The sequence below is a fragment of the Arabiibacter massiliensis genome (assembly GCF_902386925.1).
GTDB classification, from domain to species: Bacteria; Actinomycetota; Coriobacteriia; order Coriobacteriales; family Eggerthellaceae; genus Arabiibacter; species Arabiibacter massiliensis.
This window is the reverse complement of record NZ_LR698996.1, coordinates 2,441,572-2,460,588: the sequence shown is the minus strand read 5'-3', so window position 1 is coordinate 2,460,588 and position 19,017 is coordinate 2,441,572. Positions and strand designations below refer to the sequence as shown.

General features: G+C 67.2%; 16 protein-coding genes. 9 read left to right on the top strand and 7 right to left on the bottom strand.

Translation table 11 applies throughout. From position 1 onward, the window contains the following. Positions 1-43 precede the first annotated feature (43 nt). Positions 44-1,732, bottom strand: coding sequence for an MDR family MFS transporter (locus FX134_RS10495; RefSeq protein ID WP_080801456.1), 1,689 nt, complete (start codon positions 1,730-1,732; stop codon positions 44-46). A 235-nt stretch (positions 1,733-1,967) separates the two neighbouring features. Here FX134_RS10495 and FX134_RS10490 point away from each other — a divergent pair, with 235 nt between their 5' ends. From FX134_RS10490 to FX134_RS10480, 3 genes are all read left to right on the top strand, one after another. Further along, entirely contained in the window at positions 1,968-3,443 is a 1,476-nt protein-coding gene (locus tag FX134_RS10490; RefSeq protein WP_087881564.1) for a helix-turn-helix transcriptional regulator, read from the top strand. Between the two features lie 181 nt (positions 3,444-3,624). Next, positions 3,625-5,235 carry an FAD-dependent oxidoreductase gene (locus FX134_RS10485; RefSeq protein WP_080801449.1) on the top strand — a complete coding sequence of 537 codons (1,611 nt, stop codon included), beginning with the start codon at positions 3,625-3,627 and terminating at the stop codon, positions 5,233-5,235. 234 nt (positions 5,236-5,469) lie between these two features. Then, entirely contained in the window at positions 5,470-5,925 is a 456-nt protein-coding gene (locus FX134_RS10480; protein WP_087881563.1) for a rhodanese-like domain-containing protein, read from the top strand. 178 nt (positions 5,926-6,103) lie between these two features. Here the strand turns inward: FX134_RS10480 and FX134_RS10475 are convergent, their stop codons facing one another. Continuing rightward, complete coding sequence (locus FX134_RS10475; RefSeq protein WP_080801445.1) at positions 6,104-6,532, bottom strand: universal stress protein; 429 nt, start codon at positions 6,530-6,532, stop codon at positions 6,104-6,106. Between the two features lie 216 nt (positions 6,533-6,748). On the opposite strand from FX134_RS10475, the gene FX134_RS10470 reads away from it, so the two are divergent. The 3 genes from FX134_RS10470 to FX134_RS10465 all read left to right on the top strand — a co-directional run bounded on the left by FX134_RS10470 (position 6,749) and on the right by FX134_RS10465 (position 9,181). After that, complete coding sequence (locus FX134_RS10470; RefSeq protein ID WP_080801441.1) at positions 6,749-8,134, top strand: FAD-dependent oxidoreductase; 1,386 nt, start codon at positions 6,749-6,751, stop codon at positions 8,132-8,134. A 129-nt stretch (positions 8,135-8,263) separates the two neighbouring features. Then, positions 8,264-8,413: a DUF5679 domain-containing protein gene (locus FX134_RS14600; protein ID WP_172623455.1), complete on the top strand. Its 150-nt coding sequence runs from the start codon at positions 8,264-8,266 to the stop codon at positions 8,411-8,413. Between the two features lie 9 nt (positions 8,414-8,422). Continuing rightward, positions 8,423-9,181 (top strand): aquaporin, encoded by a 759-nt coding sequence (locus FX134_RS10465; RefSeq protein WP_080801437.1) that lies wholly within the window; start codon positions 8,423-8,425, stop codon positions 9,179-9,181. Positions 9,182-9,266: 85 nt separating this feature from the next. On the opposite strand, the gene FX134_RS10460 is transcribed toward FX134_RS10465, so the two are convergent. Further along, positions 9,267-10,205 (bottom strand): LysR family transcriptional regulator, encoded by a 939-nt coding sequence (locus FX134_RS10460; RefSeq protein ID WP_080801433.1) that lies wholly within the window; start codon positions 10,203-10,205, stop codon positions 9,267-9,269. Positions 10,206-10,502: 297 nt separating this feature from the next. Here FX134_RS10460 and FX134_RS10455 point away from each other — a divergent pair, with 297 nt between their 5' ends. The 3 genes from FX134_RS10455 to FX134_RS10445 are packed head-to-tail and all read left to right on the top strand — an operon-like array spanning position 10,503 to position 13,779. Beyond that, positions 10,503-11,522 carry an acyl-CoA dehydratase activase-related protein gene (locus tag FX134_RS10455; RefSeq protein WP_080801429.1) on the top strand — a complete coding sequence of 340 codons (1,020 nt, stop codon included), beginning with the start codon at positions 10,503-10,505 and terminating at the stop codon, positions 11,520-11,522. After that, positions 11,512-12,750 (top strand): hypothetical protein, encoded by a 1,239-nt coding sequence (locus tag FX134_RS10450; protein WP_080801426.1) that lies wholly within the window; start codon positions 11,512-11,514, stop codon positions 12,748-12,750. The genes FX134_RS10455 and FX134_RS10450 overlap by 11 nt, the downstream gene beginning before the upstream one ends. Before the next feature lie 60 nt (positions 12,751-12,810). Next, the gene (locus FX134_RS10445) at positions 12,811-13,779 is read left to right on the top strand and encodes an acyl-CoA dehydratase activase (protein WP_080801421.1); all 969 of its coding nucleotides are present in this window, start codon (positions 12,811-12,813) and stop codon (positions 13,777-13,779) included. Positions 13,780-13,801: 22 nt separating this feature from the next. On the opposite strand, the gene FX134_RS10440 is transcribed toward FX134_RS10445, so the two are convergent. The 4 genes from FX134_RS10440 to cgr1 form a co-directional block, all read right to left on the bottom strand. After that, a complete protein-coding gene (locus FX134_RS10440; RefSeq protein WP_080801417.1) occupies positions 13,802-14,587 on the bottom strand; it encodes a glucose 1-dehydrogenase in 786 nt (261 codons plus the stop codon). Positions 14,588-15,276: 689 nt separating this feature from the next. After that, the gene (locus FX134_RS10435) at positions 15,277-15,783 is read right to left on the bottom strand and encodes a nitroreductase family protein (RefSeq protein ID WP_080801414.1); all 507 of its coding nucleotides are present in this window, start codon (positions 15,781-15,783) and stop codon (positions 15,277-15,279) included. Between the two features lie 437 nt (positions 15,784-16,220). Next, entirely contained in the window at positions 16,221-18,164 is a 1,944-nt protein-coding gene (gene htpG, locus FX134_RS10430) for a molecular chaperone HtpG (protein WP_080801412.1), read from the bottom strand. Positions 18,165-18,404: 240 nt separating this feature from the next. Then, entirely contained in the window at positions 18,405-19,016 is a 612-nt protein-coding gene (cgr1, locus tag FX134_RS10425) for a cytochrome c-type protein Cgr1 (protein WP_080801409.1), read from the bottom strand. Between the last annotated feature and the right edge of the window lies 1 nt (position 19,017).

Sequence of the window (19,017 nt, the reverse complement as noted above, 5' to 3'; positions counted from 1 at the left end):
TATGCCAAAATGTCCCAAATGGGGACTGTCCCCATTTGGGACATTAGAGGGCGTCGTCGGCGGGGTGGCCGGTGTGGTTCACGCTCTTGGCCAGGGGGTTCTCCTTGAGGGTGAGCATGAGGAGGAAGCCCACCACCAGCAAGGGCACCACGTACAGGAAGATGGGCACGAGGGCGTCGGAGTACGCGCTCGTGATGATGTCGCGCGCGGGGCCGGACAGGTGGTCGATGAACTGGGGCGTGATGCGGTTCATGCTGATGTTGTCCGCTTTCGGCAGCTGCGCGGCCAAATCGGCCGCGAGGCGCGACGTGAACAGCGCGCCCACGAGCGACGCGCCCAGCGTGGATCCGATCTGCCGGAAGAAGTTGTTGGCGGCGGTGGCCGTGCCCACGATGGCGTGCGGGAACTCGTTCTGCACGATGAGCACGAGGATCTGCTGCCCGAGGCCGATGCCGAAGCCCAGCACGAACAGGAACACGCCCGTCATCAAAAGCGACGTATCCGGCGTCAAGCGTGACAGCAGCACGAACCCCACGGCCGCCACAGCGCACGACGCGATGGGCATCCACTTGTAGCGCCCGGTCTTCGTGGCCAGAAAGCCCGTGCCCACGGCCGTGAGCAGCACGCCCGCCATCATGGGGAACGTCATGAGGCCGGCCTGCTCGGGTGCGAGGCCGTCCACGATCTGGAAGTACGTGGGCAGGTACGACACCGTGCCCATCATCCCCAGCATGATGAACATGCCCGCGATGGTGCACACCACGAAGTTGCGGTTCTTAAACAGCAGCATGGGGATGATGGGCTCCTTCGCGCGCCGCTCCACGAGCACGAACACCACGGCCGCTGCCAGGAACAGCGCGAACAGCCCGAGGATCTGCCACGACAGCCATGGGTACAGCGTGCCGCCCCACGCCGTGGCCAGTACGAGCGACGACACCGACACGGCCATGGCCATCATGCCGCCCACGTCCACCGGCGGCCGGTCGTCGCGGCGCTCGGGCTTCGTGAGGAAGAACGCCACGGCTGCGATGGCCAGCAGCGCCAGCGGGATGTTGAACGCGAACAGCCAGCGCCACCCCGTCACCTGCACGAACCAGCCGCCCAGCAGCGGCCCCACCACGGTGGACACCGCGAACACCGAACCCATGACGCCCATGTACTTGCCGCGCTGCCGAGGCGGGATGATGTCGGCGATGGTGGCCTGCGCCAGGATGATGAGGCCGCCGCCCCCGAGCCCCTCCACGGCGCGGCCCGCGATGAGGCCGTCCATGCTGGGCGCGAGTCCGCAGGTGGCCGATCCCACGATGAACACCGAAAGCGCCACGATGAACAGGTACTTGCGGCCGAACAGGTCGCCCAGCTTGCCGTAGATGGGCATCATGATGGTTGAGGCCAGGATGTAGGCCGTGGTCACCCACTGCATGTGGTCGACGCCGCCGAGGTCGCCCACGATGGTGGGCAGCGCCGTGGCCGTGACGGTCTCGGACAGCGTGGACACGAACATGGCCAGCAGCAGGCCGGCGAACACGGCCGCCACGCCGCGCTTGCGCTCGGGCTTGGGCTCGGCGGCGGGCACGCTCCCCTGCCGGGCGGAGTCGGCGGCCAGCTGGGCGGCCCGTGCGGCCGCCGCGGCCTCGGGGGTCGCGACCGCCTGCACGCGTTGGGTTTCCGCCGCCTCGCGCACGCGCGCCTCGTCCGCCGCCGCGCCCGCCGTCCTGTCCACGCCTTCCATAGCCGCTCCTTCGCATCCGTCGCATTCGACCTCCCAGTATGCCGCCCCGCACGGCCACGAGCCGCCTGCCGCGCGCAGCGGAAACCGTCCCGTCAGCGATACGCTCGCAGGTTGTCATCCTATGGGACAATGGATGACATGGTGCACTGACACCCCCGAAAACGGATGCGAAACGACCTATCGCCGGTCAGGACAAGCGGGTAGAATACGGGGGATGACCAAGGAGGGTACGGAAATGGACGACCGCGCCGTGAACAGCCTCGAGAGGCAGCGCGCCCAGGCGACGAACGCCGTCGGGTACGGCATCGTGTGCGGCCTCACCTTCCCGCTCATGATCTCGAGCACGTTCCTCCAGGAAATCAGCCTCTCGCACGGCGCGGGCGACGCGTTCGGCGCGCTGTTCTTCCTGGCGTACTCGCTCACGATGGCGCTCACGGCGCTCGTCCATCTGTTCCACCGCACGCCGACCCACCGCGGCCGCATGGCAAGCGCCTACGTCGCCGCGTTCGTGGGCAACACGCTCATGCTGGGCCGCACGCTCGGCCTTATCGAGGGCGGCTGGCTGTACGCGTTCCTCGCGTCGGGCACCATCGGATACGGCCTGGCCACAGCCGAGCTCGGCTGGATGGCGCGCATCACCACGCTGCACGAGCATGGCCGGATCTCGCTCACGCGCACGGTGCCGCTCGCGTTTCTGTGCGGCGGGATGGTGGCCGCGCTCATCTTCTACGCCACCGGCGCCACAGAGATACTGTTCGCGCTCACCATCATCGTGATCTCGGCGGCGCCGCTCGTGCGCTCGCAGACGCTCGAGGAGGCCGACCGGCGCATCAGCTTCTCGCAAGGCGGCGCGGGCGACTTCGTGAAGGCGGTGTCGTACCTGGCGGTGTTCTCGTTCGTGTTCGGCGCGGTGAGCCAGGTGGCCACGAAGACGGGCAGCGACCCCATCCCCATCGAGGCGCAGGCGGTGGTGGGCATCCTCGTGGCAGCCGCGGCCATGCTGGCCTACGCGATGCTGCGCAGGCGGCCGCTCGCGGTGAACGACCTGTACAACGTGCTTTTCCCCATCGTGGCGCTCGCGCTGGTGGCGCTGCCGTTCATCACCTCGCCCGCGCTGCACATGGCCGCAACGGTGCTCGTGTTCACGGCGTTCTACCTGGCGGGCATGAACGTGCGCATCGCCGTGTGCCTGCTGGGCGAGCGCGACCGCGTGTCGATGTGGGTGTACCTGAGCATCGCGTTGGGTGCGTCGGGGCTGCTCATCCTGGCGGGCGTGCTGATGGGCGCGTTCGTGCTGGCGCAGGAATCGCCGGCGATGGGGCTCGCGCTCGTATCGCTCGTGTCGCTGTTCGTGCTGGCGCTCAACCCCGTGGTCACCGCGCGCCTCGAGCAGCGCCGCGCGCGCGATGCGGAAGCCGCGGCCCCCTCGTCTGCCGCGCCCGACGTCCAGCCGGAGCACGCCGACGTGCTGGCGCTCCAGACGGACCTGCTGCGCTCCTTCGCCGCCAGCCACGGCATGACCGCGCGCGAAACCGACGTGCTCGTGCTGCTCGGCCAAGGCCGCACGCGCACCTACATCGCCGCCGAGCTGGGGCTGTCGCCCAACACCATCAAGGGCTACATCCACAACGTCTACCAGAAAAGCGGCGCGGTGGACAAGCAGGACCTGCTGGACCGCGTGGAGCTGTACGGCCAAGGACGAGAGCTGTAACCCCTGGTCAGCGCTCCCCTCCTCCACAATGGAGGGTTTCCCGACCCCGCGCCTTTTTCGCAAGGCGAACCGGCGGCCCACCCACTTTGGGGCTGACGCGCCGCGGACGGCTCCCTCATGATGATCGGCAGCGGACGGCGGGGAAGCCGTCCACCGACATTTCCGAGAGGGAGGAAATCACATGTCCGAACAGGGGAACATCAACGATCGCACCGGCCTGACCCGCCGCTCGTTCATCATGGGCCTGGGCGCCACCGCCGCCGTCGTGGCGGGCGGGAGCCTCGCCGCCTGCGCCCCGCAGGCCGGCGCGGGCGCCGAGGGCGGCTCCAACTCCGCGAGCGAGGGCGGCTCGCAGACGTCCGGTTCCGCCGCGCCCGCCGGCAAGAACGCCCCCGACACCATCCAGGCCGCGGCCGAGAAGCCGGCCGAGAAGCAGGAGACGAAGGACGCCGACTTCGTGGTGGTGGGCAGCGGCATCGCCGGCATGAGCGCCGCGGTGGAGGCCTCGCGCGGCGGCGCCAAGGTGGTCGTGCTGGAGAAGCACAACGTGACCGGCGGCGACTCGTCCATCTGCTCCGGCAACTTCTACTGCTGCGGCTCCAAGAAACAGGACGAGATGGGCTACACGAACTACGGCACGCCCGAGGAGATCGCGCAGTTCTTCTTCGAGCAGTCCGACGGCGACGCCAACATGGACATCTGCCGTCTCGTGGCCGAGAACGGCGGCGCGGCGATGGACTGGCTCGTTGAGCTGGGCTGCGACTTCGACAAGAAGCCCGGCGACAACGTGTCCGACCGCTCCATGCTGTCCACTACCAGCGGCAAGGGCATCGTGGACAACCTCATCGCCGAGGCTGAGAAGAACGGCGTGGAGCTGATGATGGAGACGCGCGCCATCGAGGTGCTCACCGACGGCGACAAGGTGTCCGGCGTGAAGGCGCGCCAGGGCTCCACCGAGTACACCATCAACGCGAAGGCCGTCATGCTGGCCTCGGGCGGCTTCGACGGCCAGGACTGGGCCAAGGAGCTCTACGCGCCCGGCGCCGTGGGCTGGCACACGTTCTCCAGCCCCAGCAACACCGGCGACGGCATCGAACTGGCCAAGCAGGCCGGCGCGACGACCCTGCTCAAGGGCGGCCTGTCGCAGATCCACCTGGTGGGCCGCGAGCCGCTGCCGCTCAACGACGAGCTGAGCTCGCTGCGCATGGTGAACACCGGCGTGTTCGTGTCCGACCTGGGCTACCGCTGCGCGAACGAGTCCATGACCAGCCAGTTCGACTACTTCACGCCGTTCGTGCAGAGCGGGCGCAAGGAGTTCACCATCATCTGCGACTCGCAGCAGCCCGACAAGCGCATGGACCTCATCAAGAAGGGCGTCGAGAAGGGCGTGGTGGACACGGCCGACACCATCGAGGAGCTGGCCGAGGCTGCGGGCCTGCCGTCGTACCCGCTGATGAAGACCATCGAGAAGTACAACGCGCTTTGCGACGCCGGCGAGGACACCGACTTCCACAAGAAGCCCGAGGACCTGCAGAAGATCGAGGAGGCGCCGTTCTACGCCATCCAGATCACGCCGAACACGAACGACTCGTTCGGCGCGCTGGCCATCAGCACGAAGGCCGAGGTGCTCGATGCCGACCGCAAGCCCGTGCCCGGCCTGTACTCCGGCGGCACGTTGGGCAACGCCGAGCTGTTCTACATGCGCTACGCGGTAAGCGGCTCGTCGCTATGCATGGGCACCGTGACCGGGCGCATCGCCGCCCAGAGCGCGCTCGAGTACATCGGCGCGTAGCGGCTCGCCCGTCGCAGTCGTTTGCAACCCCGATTCGCCCAAGCGCCCCTTGCCCTCCGCGAGGGGCGCTTTGCGTTGGAGCGTACCCCCCCCCCCGCCTTCCGTGGAGAAGCGTTCACAACTGGCGGATTCCCGAGAAGATCGCTTGACTTCTCTATCTGTATGCCATAGTGTTACAGTTACAAACTGTATTGAACGATATTACAGTTACCCGAAGGCCAAGGAGGAAATCGCATGATGAACGACGGAGGCAGGGCCGTTGCCCGCTCCCCTCGACGCGCGGCATCGGCCGCAGCCGCGACGTTCGCCTTGGCCGGCGTGCTGGGCCTGGCATCCTGCGCCGCGCCCGCATCGACGAACGACGCATACGCCAAGATCACCGCCGACGAGGGCGCAGCGCTCATGGAGTCCGGCGACCCGGTCATCGTGGACGTGCGCACGCCGCAGGAGTACGCCGACGGGCACATCCCCGGCGCCATCAACATCCCCGTGGAGACCATCGGCGCGGACAAGCCGGCCGAGCTCTCCGACGCCGACGCCGAGCTCATCGTGTACTGCCGCACCGGCGTGCGCAGCAAGCAGGCCTCCGACAAGCTGATCGCGATGGGATATCAGCACGTCAACGACATGGGCGGCATCGTCGACTGGACCGGCGAGAAAGTGACCGGAACCGAACCCGGCGACAAGTAGCCCCCCCCCCCGCTTTCCTGGGGTCCGTGCGCGCTCCGCCTTGACCGACACGTGGACAGGTATGGGCAACCGCTCCGCATAAAGACGCGGAACGCGCACGGACCCCGGGAAAGCCGAGGCGGCGCACTACGAAAATGGCATAAAAGGGGACAGTCCCCTTTTATGCCATTCCGCGCGTTTACTTCGCGATGAGGACGGGGATCTTGGAGCCGTGGAGCAGCTTGTGGCTCACGCTGCCCATGTACTCTTTGAGGCCGCTCAGGCCGCGGTTGCCCACCACCAGCAGGTCGTAGCCGCGCTGGTCGATGAGCTTGATGATCTCGGTGGCGGGGTTCGTGCCGGTGAGCAGCAGCGAGTCGGCGCGCTCGGCCACGGGGCCCAGCTGATCCACCGCCTCGGCCAGCAGGTCCTCGCCGTCGGAGATCATCATGTCGAGGATCTCCTTGAAGCTGGCCATCTGCTTGTCGTCGAGCAGCGGGATGGGCACGACGTACACCACGTCCACATGCGCGTCGGGGTTGGGCTCGGCCAGGCTGGCCGCCATCTCGAGCGCGCGCTTCGCACCCTCGGATTCGTCGAATGCGACGAGCAGTTTGTTCACAGCCATTCTCGGCCTCCTTCCGTCGCAGCGCGCCTCGCGGCCCTTCGCGCGCGGTGCATCGCCTGCGTTCCGCTTCCAGTATAAAGCTTAGAGAGCAGGCGGCGGCTCAAAAATCGGCAGCGCCGAAATGTCCCAAATGGGGACTGTCCCCAATTGGGACATTTCGGGGGTGCGGCGGGCGGGATACCATGGGACGTCCCAACAGGACGGAAAGGACGACCCATGGAACACTTCGACGCGGCCATCATCGGATTCGGGACGGCGGGCCGGGCCCTCGGCGGCGCGCTCGCGGACGCGGGCCAGACGGTGGCCGTCATCGAGCAGTCCGAGCGCATGTACGGCGGCGCCTGCGTGAACAACGCGTGCATCCCCACGAAGGCGCTCGTGCACTCGGCGCGCCTGTCGGCGGCCATGGGCGGCTCCATCGTGGAGCGCGAAGAGCGCTATGCCGCCGCCATCGACGACATGAACAAGCTGCGTGACTCCGCGCGCGAGCGCAACTACCATTCGCTGGCCGACCGTCCCAACGTCGCCGTCATCGACGGGCGCGCCGCGTTCACCGGCCCCCTCGCCCTCACCGCGGCCACCGCCGACGGCACGCGCGAAATCGACGCCGACCGCGTGTTCATCGACACGGGCTCGCTTCCCTCGCTGCCCGCCATCCCCGGCATCGACAGCCCGCGCGTGCACGTGAGCAGCTCGCTCATCGACGTGCGCACCCTTCCGCGTCAGCTGGTGGTGATCGGCGGCGGCTACGTGGGCCTCGAGTTCGCCAGCATGTACGCCGACTTCGGCGCGCAGGTCACCGTGCTGCAGCGCGGCCCCGCCATCCTCGAGCACGAGGACGGGGAGACGGCCGAAGCCGTGCGCAAGAGCCTGGCCGACCGCGGCATCCAGCTGATCTGCGACGCGGACGTCGAGCGCATCGACGACGAGCATGACCAGGTGCTCGTGCACGCGCGCATCGGCGGCGCGAACGGCGCGGAGAGGCGCTTCCCCGCCCACGCCGTGCTCGCAGCCACGGGCCGCACGCCCAACACGGCGGGCCTCAACCTGGAGGCCGCCGGCATCGAGCTCGGCGAGCGCGGCGGTATCCGCACCGACGAGCACCTGCGCACCACCGCGCCGGGCGTGTGGGCCATGGGCGACGCCGCCGGCAGCCCGCAGTTCACCTACATCGCCTACGACGACTTCCGCATCGTGCGCGACGACGTGCTCGGCGACGGCGCGCGCACCACCGAGAACCGCGGCGCCATCCCCCGCTGCACGTTCGTCCATCCCCCGTTCGCCCGCATCGGCGCCACCGCGCAGGAGGCGCGCGACGCCGGCTTCACCGTGCGCACGGCCACGCTGCCGGCCGCGGGCATCGGCCAAGCGCGCATCCTCCGCGACGAGACGGGCCTCATGAAAGCCGTCGTGGACGCGAACTCCGACCTCGTGCTGGGCATGGACCTGTTCTGCGAGGACGCGCAGGAGCTGGTCAATCTCGTGAAGATCGTCATGGACGCGCGCATCCCCGCCACCGCGCTGCGCGACGCCGTGTTCACGCACCCCTCCATGACCGAGGCGTTCAACAACCTGTTCGCCGCCCTGCGCGACGCCGGCTAGAACGCGCCCCGCCATACCTCCGATGCCAGCCCCCCGTCAAGCTGTCAACTTTTCTTTAACGCATTGACGTGGGCGTTCTCTAAGGTGAACATGAAGCCACCGACCTGTAGTATTCGAAAAAGGAGAGTCATGGCTATCGAAGCGTACTGCATGAAGTGCAAGGAGAAGAAGGCGATGAAGGATCCCGTCGCCGGCACGACGAAGAACGGCAAGCCCATCACGAAGGGAACGTGCCCCGACTGCGGAAGCACGATCTGCCGCATCGGCGCTGCGAAGTAGGGGGGCGTGATGGAGGCTTCCTCGATCAAGAAGTACGGTGCCGAGGCATTCGGCACGTTCGTGCTCACGCTGTTCGGCTGCGGAAGCGCCGCCGTGGCGGGCGCCACCTTAGGGACGCTCGGCATCGCCATGGCGTTCGGCCTGTCCATCGTTGCCATGGCGTTCGTCATCGGCAACGTGTCGGGCTGCCACATCAACCCGGCCGTGTCGCTGGGCCTGTTCCTGGACAAGCGCCTGTCCGCCAAGGACCTGATCGGCTACTGGATCGCCCAGTTCATCGGCGGCATCGTGGCCGCGGCCGTGCTGCTGCTCATCGTGAGCATGTGCGACCTCGGCGGCGCTCTGACCACCGGCCTCGGCTGCAACGGCTATGACGCCGCTTCGTCCGTGGGGCTCACCGCCATCGGCGCCGTCGTGGTGGAGATCATCCTCACGTGCGTGTTCGTGCTGAGCGTGCTGGGCTCCACCGCCGACGAGCGCACGGCGCCCTACGCCGGCATCATCATCGGCCTCACGCTCGCGTTCGTGCACATCATGGGCATCCCGCTGACGGGCACGTCCGTGAACCCGGCGCGCAGCTTCGGCCCGGCGCTCATGATGGCGTTCTCGGGCGATATGACCGCGCTGTCGCAGGTGTGGGTGTTCATCGTGGCCCCGCTCGTGGGCGCCGCGTGCGCCGCCGGCATCTGGGCCGCGTTCAAGGCGAAGGCGAAGGCCGCCAAGCCGGCTACCGCCGCCGCCGACGAGGACCTGGCTGCCCAAGCCTAGCGCAAACCGAACGCACCGCGCTCTGAAAAAGCCCGCCATCCCGGCGGGCTTTTTTACGTTTCCAAGCTTAGGCGCTTATTCGCAGTCACTTCGCCGGCGACCCGACCGCTGCCACGGCCAAACGCCCGATGGAGTTGCCGCCCAGCACGAGCAGCTCGTCGACTATCCAGCGCTCGAACACGCAGTATGCGTGTGATTTACGCTCCTTCGGGCTGACCAGGCAGATAGGGATGGCCACCGCGTCCTCCGACGCGACGAGGCGCGTGACGCTTTGCGGATGCAGCCGGCCGAGCGCCGGGATGCCGATGACGAACACCGCCCCGTCGGCGCCCAGGAACTCGTCGAGGTTTTTGCGGTCGAAGTCGAGCTGGCGCACGTCGACGCCCCGCTCGCGGAGCTTCTCCCGGATGGGATCGCCGAACGACTCGAAGCCGCTCGCCACCGCCATCGGGAACGGCTCGAGGTCCTCCAAGGACACGGCCGTGCGCGAGGCAAGGGGGTGGCTCGTCGCCATGAGGACGCCGGTGGAGATGGTGCCGACGCTCACGCAATCGAGGTCGGGATGGGCGAGCGCCCCCACCGTGAGGAGCGCATCGTACACGCCTGCACGCAGCCGCTCCACCCCTTGCGCGCATCCTTCGAGCGCGACCGTCGTCTCAATGCCGAGGTTCTTGCCGACGAACGACGAGATGCTGGCCCGCGCCCGCTCGTGATTGCTGAACGGCGGCGTGCACAACGCCAGCTTCAGCGTCAGCGAGCCGGACTCCTGGTACGAGCACGCGAACTCCTCGAGGTCGGCGAACATCCGCAGCACAGGCTCCGCCTTCGCGTAGAAGCTCTTGCCGAAGAGCGTGGGGCGCACGCCTCTGCTCTGGCGGATGAACAGGTCGCTCTTCAGCTCGCGCTCGAGGTCAGCGATGGCTTTGGACACGGCTTGCACCGTCACGTACTGGTCCTTTGCCGCAGCCGACAAGCTGCCGTGATCGAACACGGAGACAAAGTATTTGATCTGTTTTATGTTCAAAGAACCTGCCTTAGCGCTCAACCTGCCTTAGCGTTCCCGACGCGGGCCTCTTCCCTATCTGGGGGAATTCTAGCGCTCTTGCCCCTCTTGCAACCGAGAACTGACCCCTTTCAACTTTCTTTTAACAAAGCACCAAAGTGCTTCCATCTTGCATATTAGCAGGTCATAAGGGTGTTTATCCTGCACGGCAGCAGGCGGACGGACGCGCGGAGAAACAATGCAGCATCGAACCTGCGCGCGCGGGCAGTGGTATGCTGGAATGCGGAAGGACGCGCGCGACAAACGGCAGGAGGACGCATGGGATCGGCAGGGCTTCCCGCGAGAGCCGGGCACATCGACGCGCGGCGCATCGGCATGCCGCGCGCGCTTCTGCACTACCGCTACGGCGCGCTGTGGACGACGTTCTTCGAGGCGCTCGGGCGCGAGACGGTGCTGAGCGCGCCCACCGACAAGGGCACGGTGGCGCGGGGCGACGCGCTGTCCAACGACGAGTGCTGCCTGGCCTCGAAGATCTACCTCGGCCACGTGGCCGCACTGGCGGGCGCGTGCGACGCCGTGTTCGTGCCGAGCATCGCCAACGTGGGGTTGCGCAAGGGCTTCTGCACGAAGTTCCAGGCGCTGCCCGACCTCGTGGCCAACACGTTCGCCGACGAGCGCCTGCCGGTGCTGTCGTGCCTGGTGAACGAGTCGGCCGAGAAGCTGGGCATGAAGGAGGGCCTGCTCGCGGCCGCCGCCTCCCTAGGCGCGGGCCCGCGCGACGCCAAGCGCGCGTGGAAGGAGGCCGCGCACGCCCAGGAGCAGGCCGAGCGCTTCGCCGCCACGCGGCAGGCCCGCGTGCTGGCCACGCTCGCCCACGAGCGGCAAGCGGCGGCCGGCCGCCCCGGCGACGCGCCGCTGGGCATCCTGCTGGCCGCGCACCCCTACGTCGCGCACGACCCCTACCTGGGCGGCGCGCTGGTGGACCTGCTGGAGGGCCTGGGCGCCGTCGTCCTGTTCACCGACGAGGCCGATCGCAAGCGCGCGCTGCAGGCCAGCTTCGACTTCTCCGACACGCTGCCATGGATCGTGAACCGCGAGCTCATCGGGGCCATCACGCTTTTGCACGAGCACGTGGACGGCATCGTGCTGGTGAGCGCGTTCCCGTGCGGGCCCGACTCGATGACCGACGACGCCATCGTGCGCTGCGTGCGCGGCAAGCCCATCCTCAACCTCACCATCGACGCGCAGAGCGGCACCGCCGGCCTGGAGACGCGCGTCGAGAGCTTCGTTGACATCCTGCGCTACCAGAAGAAAGGGGGCTACGTCCATGGCGCCTGAGAATCCGCGCGACCGCGAGCGCGTGAACCCCCTGCGCACCGACGCCACCTCCGACGAGGTGCGCGGCGCGCGCGTGGTGCTGGGCGGCGAGGGCGGCCCGTTCAAGCTGCTGCCCAAGCTGCCGCGCCGCGCGCGCCCGGTCAAGCGCGACCGCCACGCCCGCACGCGGGTAGCGTTCTTCCGCTACAGCTACTACGACATCGCGTTCAAGTTCTTCGTGGAGCAGGTGCTCGACGCCGATTTCGTCGCGCTGCCGAAGCCCACGAAACGCACCATCGAGCTGGGCTCGCGCCATTCGAGCGACTTCGTGTGCGCGCCGTTCAAGCACATCCTGGGCGACTACATCGAGGCGCTCGAGCTGGGGGCCGACGTGCTCGTGCAGTTCGCCGGGCCGTGCCGGCTGGGATACTACGGCGAGCTGCAGCAGTCCATCCTGCGCGATCTGGGCTACGAGTTCGACATGCTGAACTTCGCCATGCTCACCGGCAAGCCGCTGACCGAGTACATCTCCACGTGTAAGAAGAAGGTGAACCCCGACCTGTCGGTGCCGCACGGCGTGCGCGGCATGCTGGCCGTGTTCAAGATGATCGAGTGCCTGGACGAGGCGAGCGACTTCTACCTGGCCAACGCCGGGTTCGAGGCCGAGCCGGGCTCGTTCGACCGCGCGCGCGAGGCGTACTTCGCCGACATGCGCGCGGCTGCGAGCGAGCGTGACATCGCCGCCGCGCAGCGCCGGGGGATCGACGCGCTGCGCGCCCTGCCGCTCGTGCGGCCCGAGCGCCCCCTGCGCGTGGGCGTGGTGGGCGAGTATTTCACCGCGGCCGACCCCGCCAGCAACCTGGGGCTTGAGCGCAAGCTGCTGGGCATGGGCGTGGAGGTGCACCGGATGCTGAACATGACCAGCCGCAACCTGCGCTACAACGAGAAGAACCTGCGCGCGGGCATCGCCGACTACGTCGCCTACGACATGGGGCCCACGTCGAGCATGACCATCGCGGCCGCGCTCAAGTACGCGCAGGAGGGCTTCGACGGCGTGGTGCACCTCAAGTCGTCGGGCTGCACGCCCGAGGTGGACTGCATGCCCGTGCTGCAGCGCATCAGCCACGACTACCGCATGCCCGTGCTGTATTTGAGCTACGACTCGCAGACGAGCGACACCGGCCTAGACACCCGCCTCGAAGCGTTCTACGACATGCTGTCCATGAAGAAGGACCGTTTGTCATCCTGAGCGGAGGCGGTGCCAGCCGCCGGAGTCGAAGGATCCCGCCAATGAAAGGAAGAGAAGACTGTGACGGACGCGTACCTCGGAATAGACATCGGCTCCATCTCCACGAAAGGCGTGGTCATCGACGCGGATCGGAGCATCGTCGCGCGCACGTACCTGTGGACCGAGGGCAACCCGGCCGACGCGGCGCGGCGCGTGGTGGCCGACCTCGGCGCGCAGATCGACCGCGACGCCGTATGCGTGCGCGCCGTGGGCACCACCGGCAGCGCGCGGCGGCTCGTGGGTGCGATGTGCGGCGCGACCGTGGTGAAGAACGAGATCACCGCGCACGCCGTGGGCACGACGTTCCTGCATCCCGACGTGCGCACCATCCTGGAGATCGGCGGGCAGGACTCCAAGATCATCTGCGTGGAGAACGGCATCGCCGTGGACTACGCCATGAACACGCTGTGCGCCGCCGGCACGGGCGCGTTTCTTTCGAGCCAGGCGCATCGGCTGGGCGTGGAGGTGGAGGAGTTCGGCGCCATCGCGCTCACGTCGAAGAAGCCGGCGAACATCGCGGCGCGCTGCACCGTGTTCGCCGAGAGCGACCTCGTGCACAAGATCCAGGTGGGCTACGCGCGCGAGGACATCATCGCGGGCCTGTGCCGCGCGGTGGCCACGAACTACCTCAACAACGTGGGCAAAGGCAAGCAGATCGTCGCGCCGGTGGTGTTCCAGGGCGGCGTGAGCAAGAATGCCGGCGTGGTGCGCGCCTTCGAGGACGAGCTGGGGATGCCCGTCGTCGTGGACGCCGACGGACACCTGATGGGCGCGTTCGGCGTGGCTTTGCTGGCCGCCGAGGCCGCCCCGCGCGCGGGAGCCGAGGCGTTTGACTTCGACGCGCTGCGCTCGTTCGAGTTCGCCACGCGCGAGGTGGAGTGCCAGAAATGCGCCAACCGCTGCGAGATCATCTGCGTGCACCGCGACGGCAAGATCATCGACTCCTGGGGAAACCGCTGCGACAAAGGCGCCGTGAAGACCGAGGCGTGAAGCCGCCGCGACCGCAGGCACCCTACCCGTCGCCGTGTTGGAAACCGGGGTAGAGGGTCATGCCGCCGTCGACGTAGAGCGTGATGCCGGTGACGTACTTCGCCTGATCGGAGGCGAGCCAGGCCACGGCGGCTGCCACGTCCTCCGGGTCGCCGATGCGGCCCATGGGCACGAGCTTCACGGTGGATTCGAGCGCAGCAGGGTCGGCGAGCTTCTCCGCATTGAGGGGAGTGTCCACCGCACCGGGCGCGACGGCGTTCACGCGGATGCCGCGGTCGGCGTACTCGAGCGCGAGCGTCTTGGTGAGCATGCCCACGCCCGCCTTGCTGGCGGCGTAGTCCGCAAAGTGCGGCCACGGGATGCTCTGATGCGCCGACGACAGGTTGATGATCGCGCCTGGCATGCCGCAGTCGAGGAAGTGCTGGATAGCGCGCTGGCTGCCGGCAAAGACCCCGGTCAGGTTGACGTCGATGACCTTCTTCCACTCCTCGACGGACTTCTGGTCGGACGGGGCGCCCACCTCGATTCCCGCGTTGTTCACCCAGACGTCGACGCCGCCGAACGAGAACATCGCTGCGTCGAAGAGCGCGTCTACGCACTCGGCCTTGCTCACGTCCGCCTGCACTGCGGCCGCCGCGCCGCCGGCCTCCTCGACGGCCCGCACCGTCTCGCGGGCGCCCTCCTCATCGGTGCGGTAGTTCGCCACCACGTTCATGCCCTCCGCGCCGAAGCGCCGGGCGATGGCCGCGCCGAGCCCCTTCGAACTCCCGGTGACCACGGCGGTCTTTCCTCGCAGGTCGTCGAACATGGCGCATCCTTTCTCGCAGCGTGAGCTGGGTTGGCGCCGCCACGATAGCGCGGCTTTCGACAGCTGCCAGCGAGGATGCATGCATCGTGGAGCGCCCGTTGGCGATCCGCCACCGTTTCGAGCGGACGGCCGCCTCGTGCCGGTAGCGTCCAGTGCGCGAGAAACCGCCTATCGTGGCAGAAATCCAGGTTTCACGCGCACTCGGCACCGCAGGCCATCAGAACCTGCACGCGAATCGCGCCCGCCTGACACAATAATCCCCTACGTGAAAGGCTCGGAGACGGAAAGGGGCGGTCATCGGCTCCTCGGAGCAATGGCCCTCGGCGTTTTCCCAGGTCGCGAAATCCCAACGCCCGCGATGATCGCCAAAATCCTTTCACGTCGAGGTTTTTTGTGTCAGGCAGGTCCGATTCGCGTGCACTCCCGAGGTGCCTGATTGTGCGACAAGACGAATCAGAGCATTCGTGCTGAGAACCCGACGTTTCACGTGAAACATTTTGACGAGCAGTGAGCTGAAAACGAGCTTGCGCGGAGGTGGCAAAAGGTCGCCGAAAAAGGTTTCTTTTTGCCACGCTAGCCGAACAACAACTCAGGCGCACCGTCCGCGGCGAGGTGGCGGCCATCCGCATCAGGCGGCGCGGATCCCCGATGTTTCACGTGAAACATTGGGGGATGCCGCGGGTTGGCCGCTAGCTTATCCAGCGGATGCGGGACTCGTCAAAGCGGTCGCGGCCCTTCGGCGCGGGCTCTTCAGCCGGACGGCCGCAGGCGACGAGGGCGAACGGTTCGACGCCTTCCGGCAGGCCGAGCACCTTGGACACGGCGGCAATGCGGTCGGGTTCCGGCGCGACGCCCAGCCACACGGCACCAAGGCCCAGCTCCACGGCCTCAAGCAGGAGATTCTCCACCGCCGCGCTCATGTCCTGCGGGGCGCACATCGGGAAGTGCAGCTCAGCGGTGTGCGTGCAGGCCGCGATGACGCACGGTGCCGCGGCGGCCGGCTTCGCGTAGGGCGTCGCCTCGGACAGACGGACGCGCGTTGCCTCGTCGCGCACCACGTAGAACTCCCATGGCTGCTGGTTGCCCGCCGACGGTGCCGCCATGGCCGCGCGCAACAGCGCCCTCACCTCGTCGTCCGTCACCGGCTCGTCGGTGAACCTGCGTACGCTCGCGCGCTTGAAAATCGCCTCGGTCATGTTGGCCTCCTTTTGGCTCGCTTCCCCTAACGAAGCCGATCATAGCGCGCCGCCCGGCACCCGCGAACGGAATTTTTCAAATCGCTCAGGCGGTGCTTTAAGAAGAGTGGCGCGCCTTACGGCGCGCGGCTTTGGAAGGATCCTTCGACTACGCTCCCTTCGGTCGCTGCTCGGGATGACATACCTGCTTGCCCGCCCCTACGAAGGACGAGGCAGCCAGCACGTCATCTTGAGCGAGCGTAAGCGAGTCGAAAGATCCCTCTAAAAGAGCGCGTCAGCGCGACACGCTCTTCCCTGTCATCCTGAGCGAAGGCCGTAGGCCGTAGCCGAAGGATCCCGTGCGGCGATAGCCGAAAGACTCCCGGTTGGCACCGCAGGGGATCCTTCGACTTCGCGCTGGCGCGCTCCGCTCAGGATGACAATGGGCCCCACCCTAATTACGCCATCAGCTTCGTCACCGCGTTGGCGTAGGCGACCGGATCGTCGATGGGCATGCCCTCCACGATGAGCGCCTGGTTGTACAGGATGGTGGCGTACAGCTTCACCTTGTCGGCGTCGCCCGCCTCCTGCGCGGCCTTCAGCGCGGCGAACACGGGGTGCTTCACGTTCAGCTCCAGCACGCGCTCGGACTTGGGGCCGTCCTCGCCGTCGGGCATCTGCGCCATGATGCGCTCCATCTCCAGCGAGATGGGGCCGGCCGCCGTGATGCACGCCGGCGCATCGGTCAGGCGCGACGACACCGTCACGTCGGTCACCGCGTCGCCGAGCGCGTCCTTCAAAGCCGCGAACAGGCCCTCGTTCTCCTTGGCCGTCTCCTCGGCCTCCTTCTTCTCCTCCTCGGAGGCCAGATCGAGGTCGCCCGACGCCACGTTCTTCAGCTCGAACGGCTCCGGCGCGTCCTCGCCGTCGCCGGCCGCCGCGGCGCCGTAGGTCATCATCGACTGGAAGCAGAACTCGTCCACGTCGCGCGTGCACAGAAGCACGTCGTAGCCCTTGGCCAGCACCGTCTTCACGATGGGCATCTTGGCCAGGCGCTCGATGCTCTCGCCGGCGGCGTAGTAGATGGCCTTCTGGCCCTCCGGCATGGCGGCCAGGTACTCGTCCAGCGTGACCAGCTTCTCCTGCTTGGCGGAGTAAAACAGCAGCAGCTCGGCCAGCTCGTCCTTCAGCATGCCGTAGCTCGAGTAGATGCCGTACTCCAGCCCGCGGCCGAAGTTCTCGAAGAAGCGCTCGTATTCCTCGCGGTCGTTGTCGCGCATCTTCTTCAGCTCGGACGTGACTTTCTTCTCCACCTTCTTGGCGATGGCGCGCAGCTGGCTGTTGTGCTGCAGCGTCTCGCGGCTGATGTTCAGCTGCAAATCCTGGCTGTCCACCACGCCGCGCACGAAGTTGTAGTGGTCGGGCAGCAGCTCCTCGCACTTCTCCATGATGAGCACGTTGGAGCTGTACAGCGCCAGGCCCTTCTTGAAGTCCTTGCTGTACAGGTCGTACGGCGCGCGGCTGGGCACGAACAGCAACGCGTCGTAGGAGAGCGCGCCCTCGGCGTGGATGCTGAACGTGCGCGCGGGGTCGGCAAAGTCGTGGAAGTCGGTCTTGTAGAACTCGTGGTACTCCTCGTCGGTGACCTCGGATTTGCTGCGCTTCCAGATGGGGATCATCGAGTTGATGGTGTCGAGCTCGGTGTAGCTTTCGTACTCGGGCGTGTAGTCGTCGTCGGCGTCCTCGGGGCGCGGCTTCTCGCGGCTCTTCGACACCTCCATCTGCACGGGGTAGCGTACGTAGTTGCTGTAGCGCTTGATGAGGTTTTTCAGGCCATATTCGGAAAGGAAGGTGTCGTAGCTCTCGTCGCCCTCGTTGTCCTTGAGCGTGAGGATGACGTCGGTGCCGTGGCCCTCGCGCTCGGCCGCCTCGATGCTGTAGCCCTCCACGCCGTCGCTTTCCCAGGCCCAGGCCTCGTCGCTGCCGTAGGCGCGCGACACCACGCGTACGCTCTTCGCCACCATGAACGAGCTGTAGAAGCCCACGCCGAACTGGCCGATGATGTCCACGTCGTCGCCTTGGGCCTCGGCGTTGTCCAGCTTGAACGCCATGCTGTCGGAGTGCGCGATGGTGCCCAGGTTGCGGTCGAGCTCGTCCTTCGTCATGCCGATGCCGCTGTCGCTGACCGTGACGGTGCGCGCGTCCTTGTCGAAGCTCACGCGGATGGCCAGCTCGTCTTTGGCCAGCTGGATGTCCTTGTCGGTGAGGCTTTTGAAGTAGAGCTTGTCCACCGCGTCGGAGGCGTTGGAGATGAGCTCGCGCAGGAAGATCTCGCGGTTGGTGTAGATGGAGTTGATCATGAGGTCGAGCAGCTTCTTGCTCTCGGTTTTGAACTTGCGCATGGTTCGCGTCGCTCCCTTTCAATCCTGTTTTAGCACTCGCAGGCTGAGACTGCTAACACGTGATTGTAGTACGAGCCCGCCCGATGTCAAGAAACCCGCACAGCCTTTGCAGAAATGGCAACGGGACGGGTGCTCGTTTGCTCTCGGTGCCATTTTCGCTCCGAAAACCGCAGGCGGCCGCCCGGCACGATAGCCGGGCGGCCGCCTTCCCGCGCGAGGGAGGGAGGGGGTGCGCGGGTCCTACGCTGCGGGCAGCTGCGCGTTTTCCTTCGCAGTCAGCCAACCGGCGGGCGTCACGGCGTCATCGTGGCAGGTGGTGCAGTAGTTCACCGACGCGCGATGCGCCTTGTGGCACGAGTCGCACGAGATATCGCCGTGATAGGGCAGGTGCGGGTTGCGCGGCTGGTCGGCCGTCACCTTCGCCAGATCGTCGCGCGTAAGGTTGTGGCAGGCCTCATTCAGGCAGAACTCGTCGGGCGAGAGCCCGCGCGCCGCTGTCAAGTCGGCCAGCGTCGCCTCGGCAAGGGGCACGCCGTAGCCGCCCGTCACCCAGGCCGCGCCCTCCGTCACCTGCTCGCCCAGCGTGGGCACGTGGCAGTCGAGGCAGGTCTTGCCCGAAGCCCGATGTGCCACCGCCAGCATGCTGGACGTGTCCGCCACCTCGTTGCCCCACTTGTCAACGCCCGCCTGGCCGAGCGGCTGCTCGTAGGTTTCAACATACGGGTCCATGGGCGTATGGCAGATGGCGCCGCAGAAGCTCGGCTGCTCGTGCCACACCCAGAACCCCATCCCGGCCACCACTAGGACGAGCGCCACCACACCCGCCACCAGGGGCCATTTCTTCGCTTTCATG

Coding starts and splice junctions, on each gene's coding strand:
- FX134_RS10435 (WP_080801414.1), bottom strand. CDS start 15,783: ATGACCGAGGCGATTTTCAAGCGCGCGAGCGTACGCAGGTTCACCGAC.
- FX134_RS10465 (WP_080801437.1), top strand. CDS start 8,423: ATGGAGGCTTCCTCGATCAAGAAGTACGGTGCCGAGGCATTCGGCACG.
- FX134_RS10495 (WP_080801456.1), bottom strand. CDS start 1,732: ATGGAAGGCGTGGACAGGACGGCGGGCGCGGCGGCGGACGAGGCGCGC.
- FX134_RS10450 (WP_080801426.1), top strand. CDS start 11,512: ATGGCGCCTGAGAATCCGCGCGACCGCGAGCGCGTGAACCCCCTGCGC.
- htpG (WP_080801412.1), bottom strand. CDS start 18,164: ATGCGCAAGTTCAAAACCGAGAGCAAGAAGCTGCTCGACCTCATGATC.
- FX134_RS10485 (WP_080801449.1), top strand. CDS start 3,625: ATGTCCGAACAGGGGAACATCAACGATCGCACCGGCCTGACCCGCCGC.
- FX134_RS14600 (WP_172623455.1), top strand. CDS start 8,264: ATGGCTATCGAAGCGTACTGCATGAAGTGCAAGGAGAAGAAGGCGATG.
- FX134_RS10470 (WP_080801441.1), top strand. CDS start 6,749: ATGGAACACTTCGACGCGGCCATCATCGGATTCGGGACGGCGGGCCGG.
- FX134_RS10490 (WP_087881564.1), top strand. CDS start 1,968: ATGGACGACCGCGCCGTGAACAGCCTCGAGAGGCAGCGCGCCCAGGCG.
- FX134_RS10475 (WP_080801445.1), bottom strand. CDS start 6,532: ATGGCTGTGAACAAACTGCTCGTCGCATTCGACGAATCCGAGGGTGCG.
- cgr1 (WP_080801409.1), bottom strand. CDS start 19,016: ATGAAAGCGAAGAAATGGCCCCTGGTGGCGGGTGTGGTGGCGCTCGTC.
- FX134_RS10480 (WP_087881563.1), top strand. CDS start 5,470: ATGATGAACGACGGAGGCAGGGCCGTTGCCCGCTCCCCTCGACGCGCG.
- FX134_RS10440 (WP_080801417.1), bottom strand. CDS start 14,587: ATGTTCGACGACCTGCGAGGAAAGACCGCCGTGGTCACCGGGAGTTCG.
- FX134_RS10455 (WP_080801429.1), top strand. CDS start 10,503: ATGGGATCGGCAGGGCTTCCCGCGAGAGCCGGGCACATCGACGCGCGG.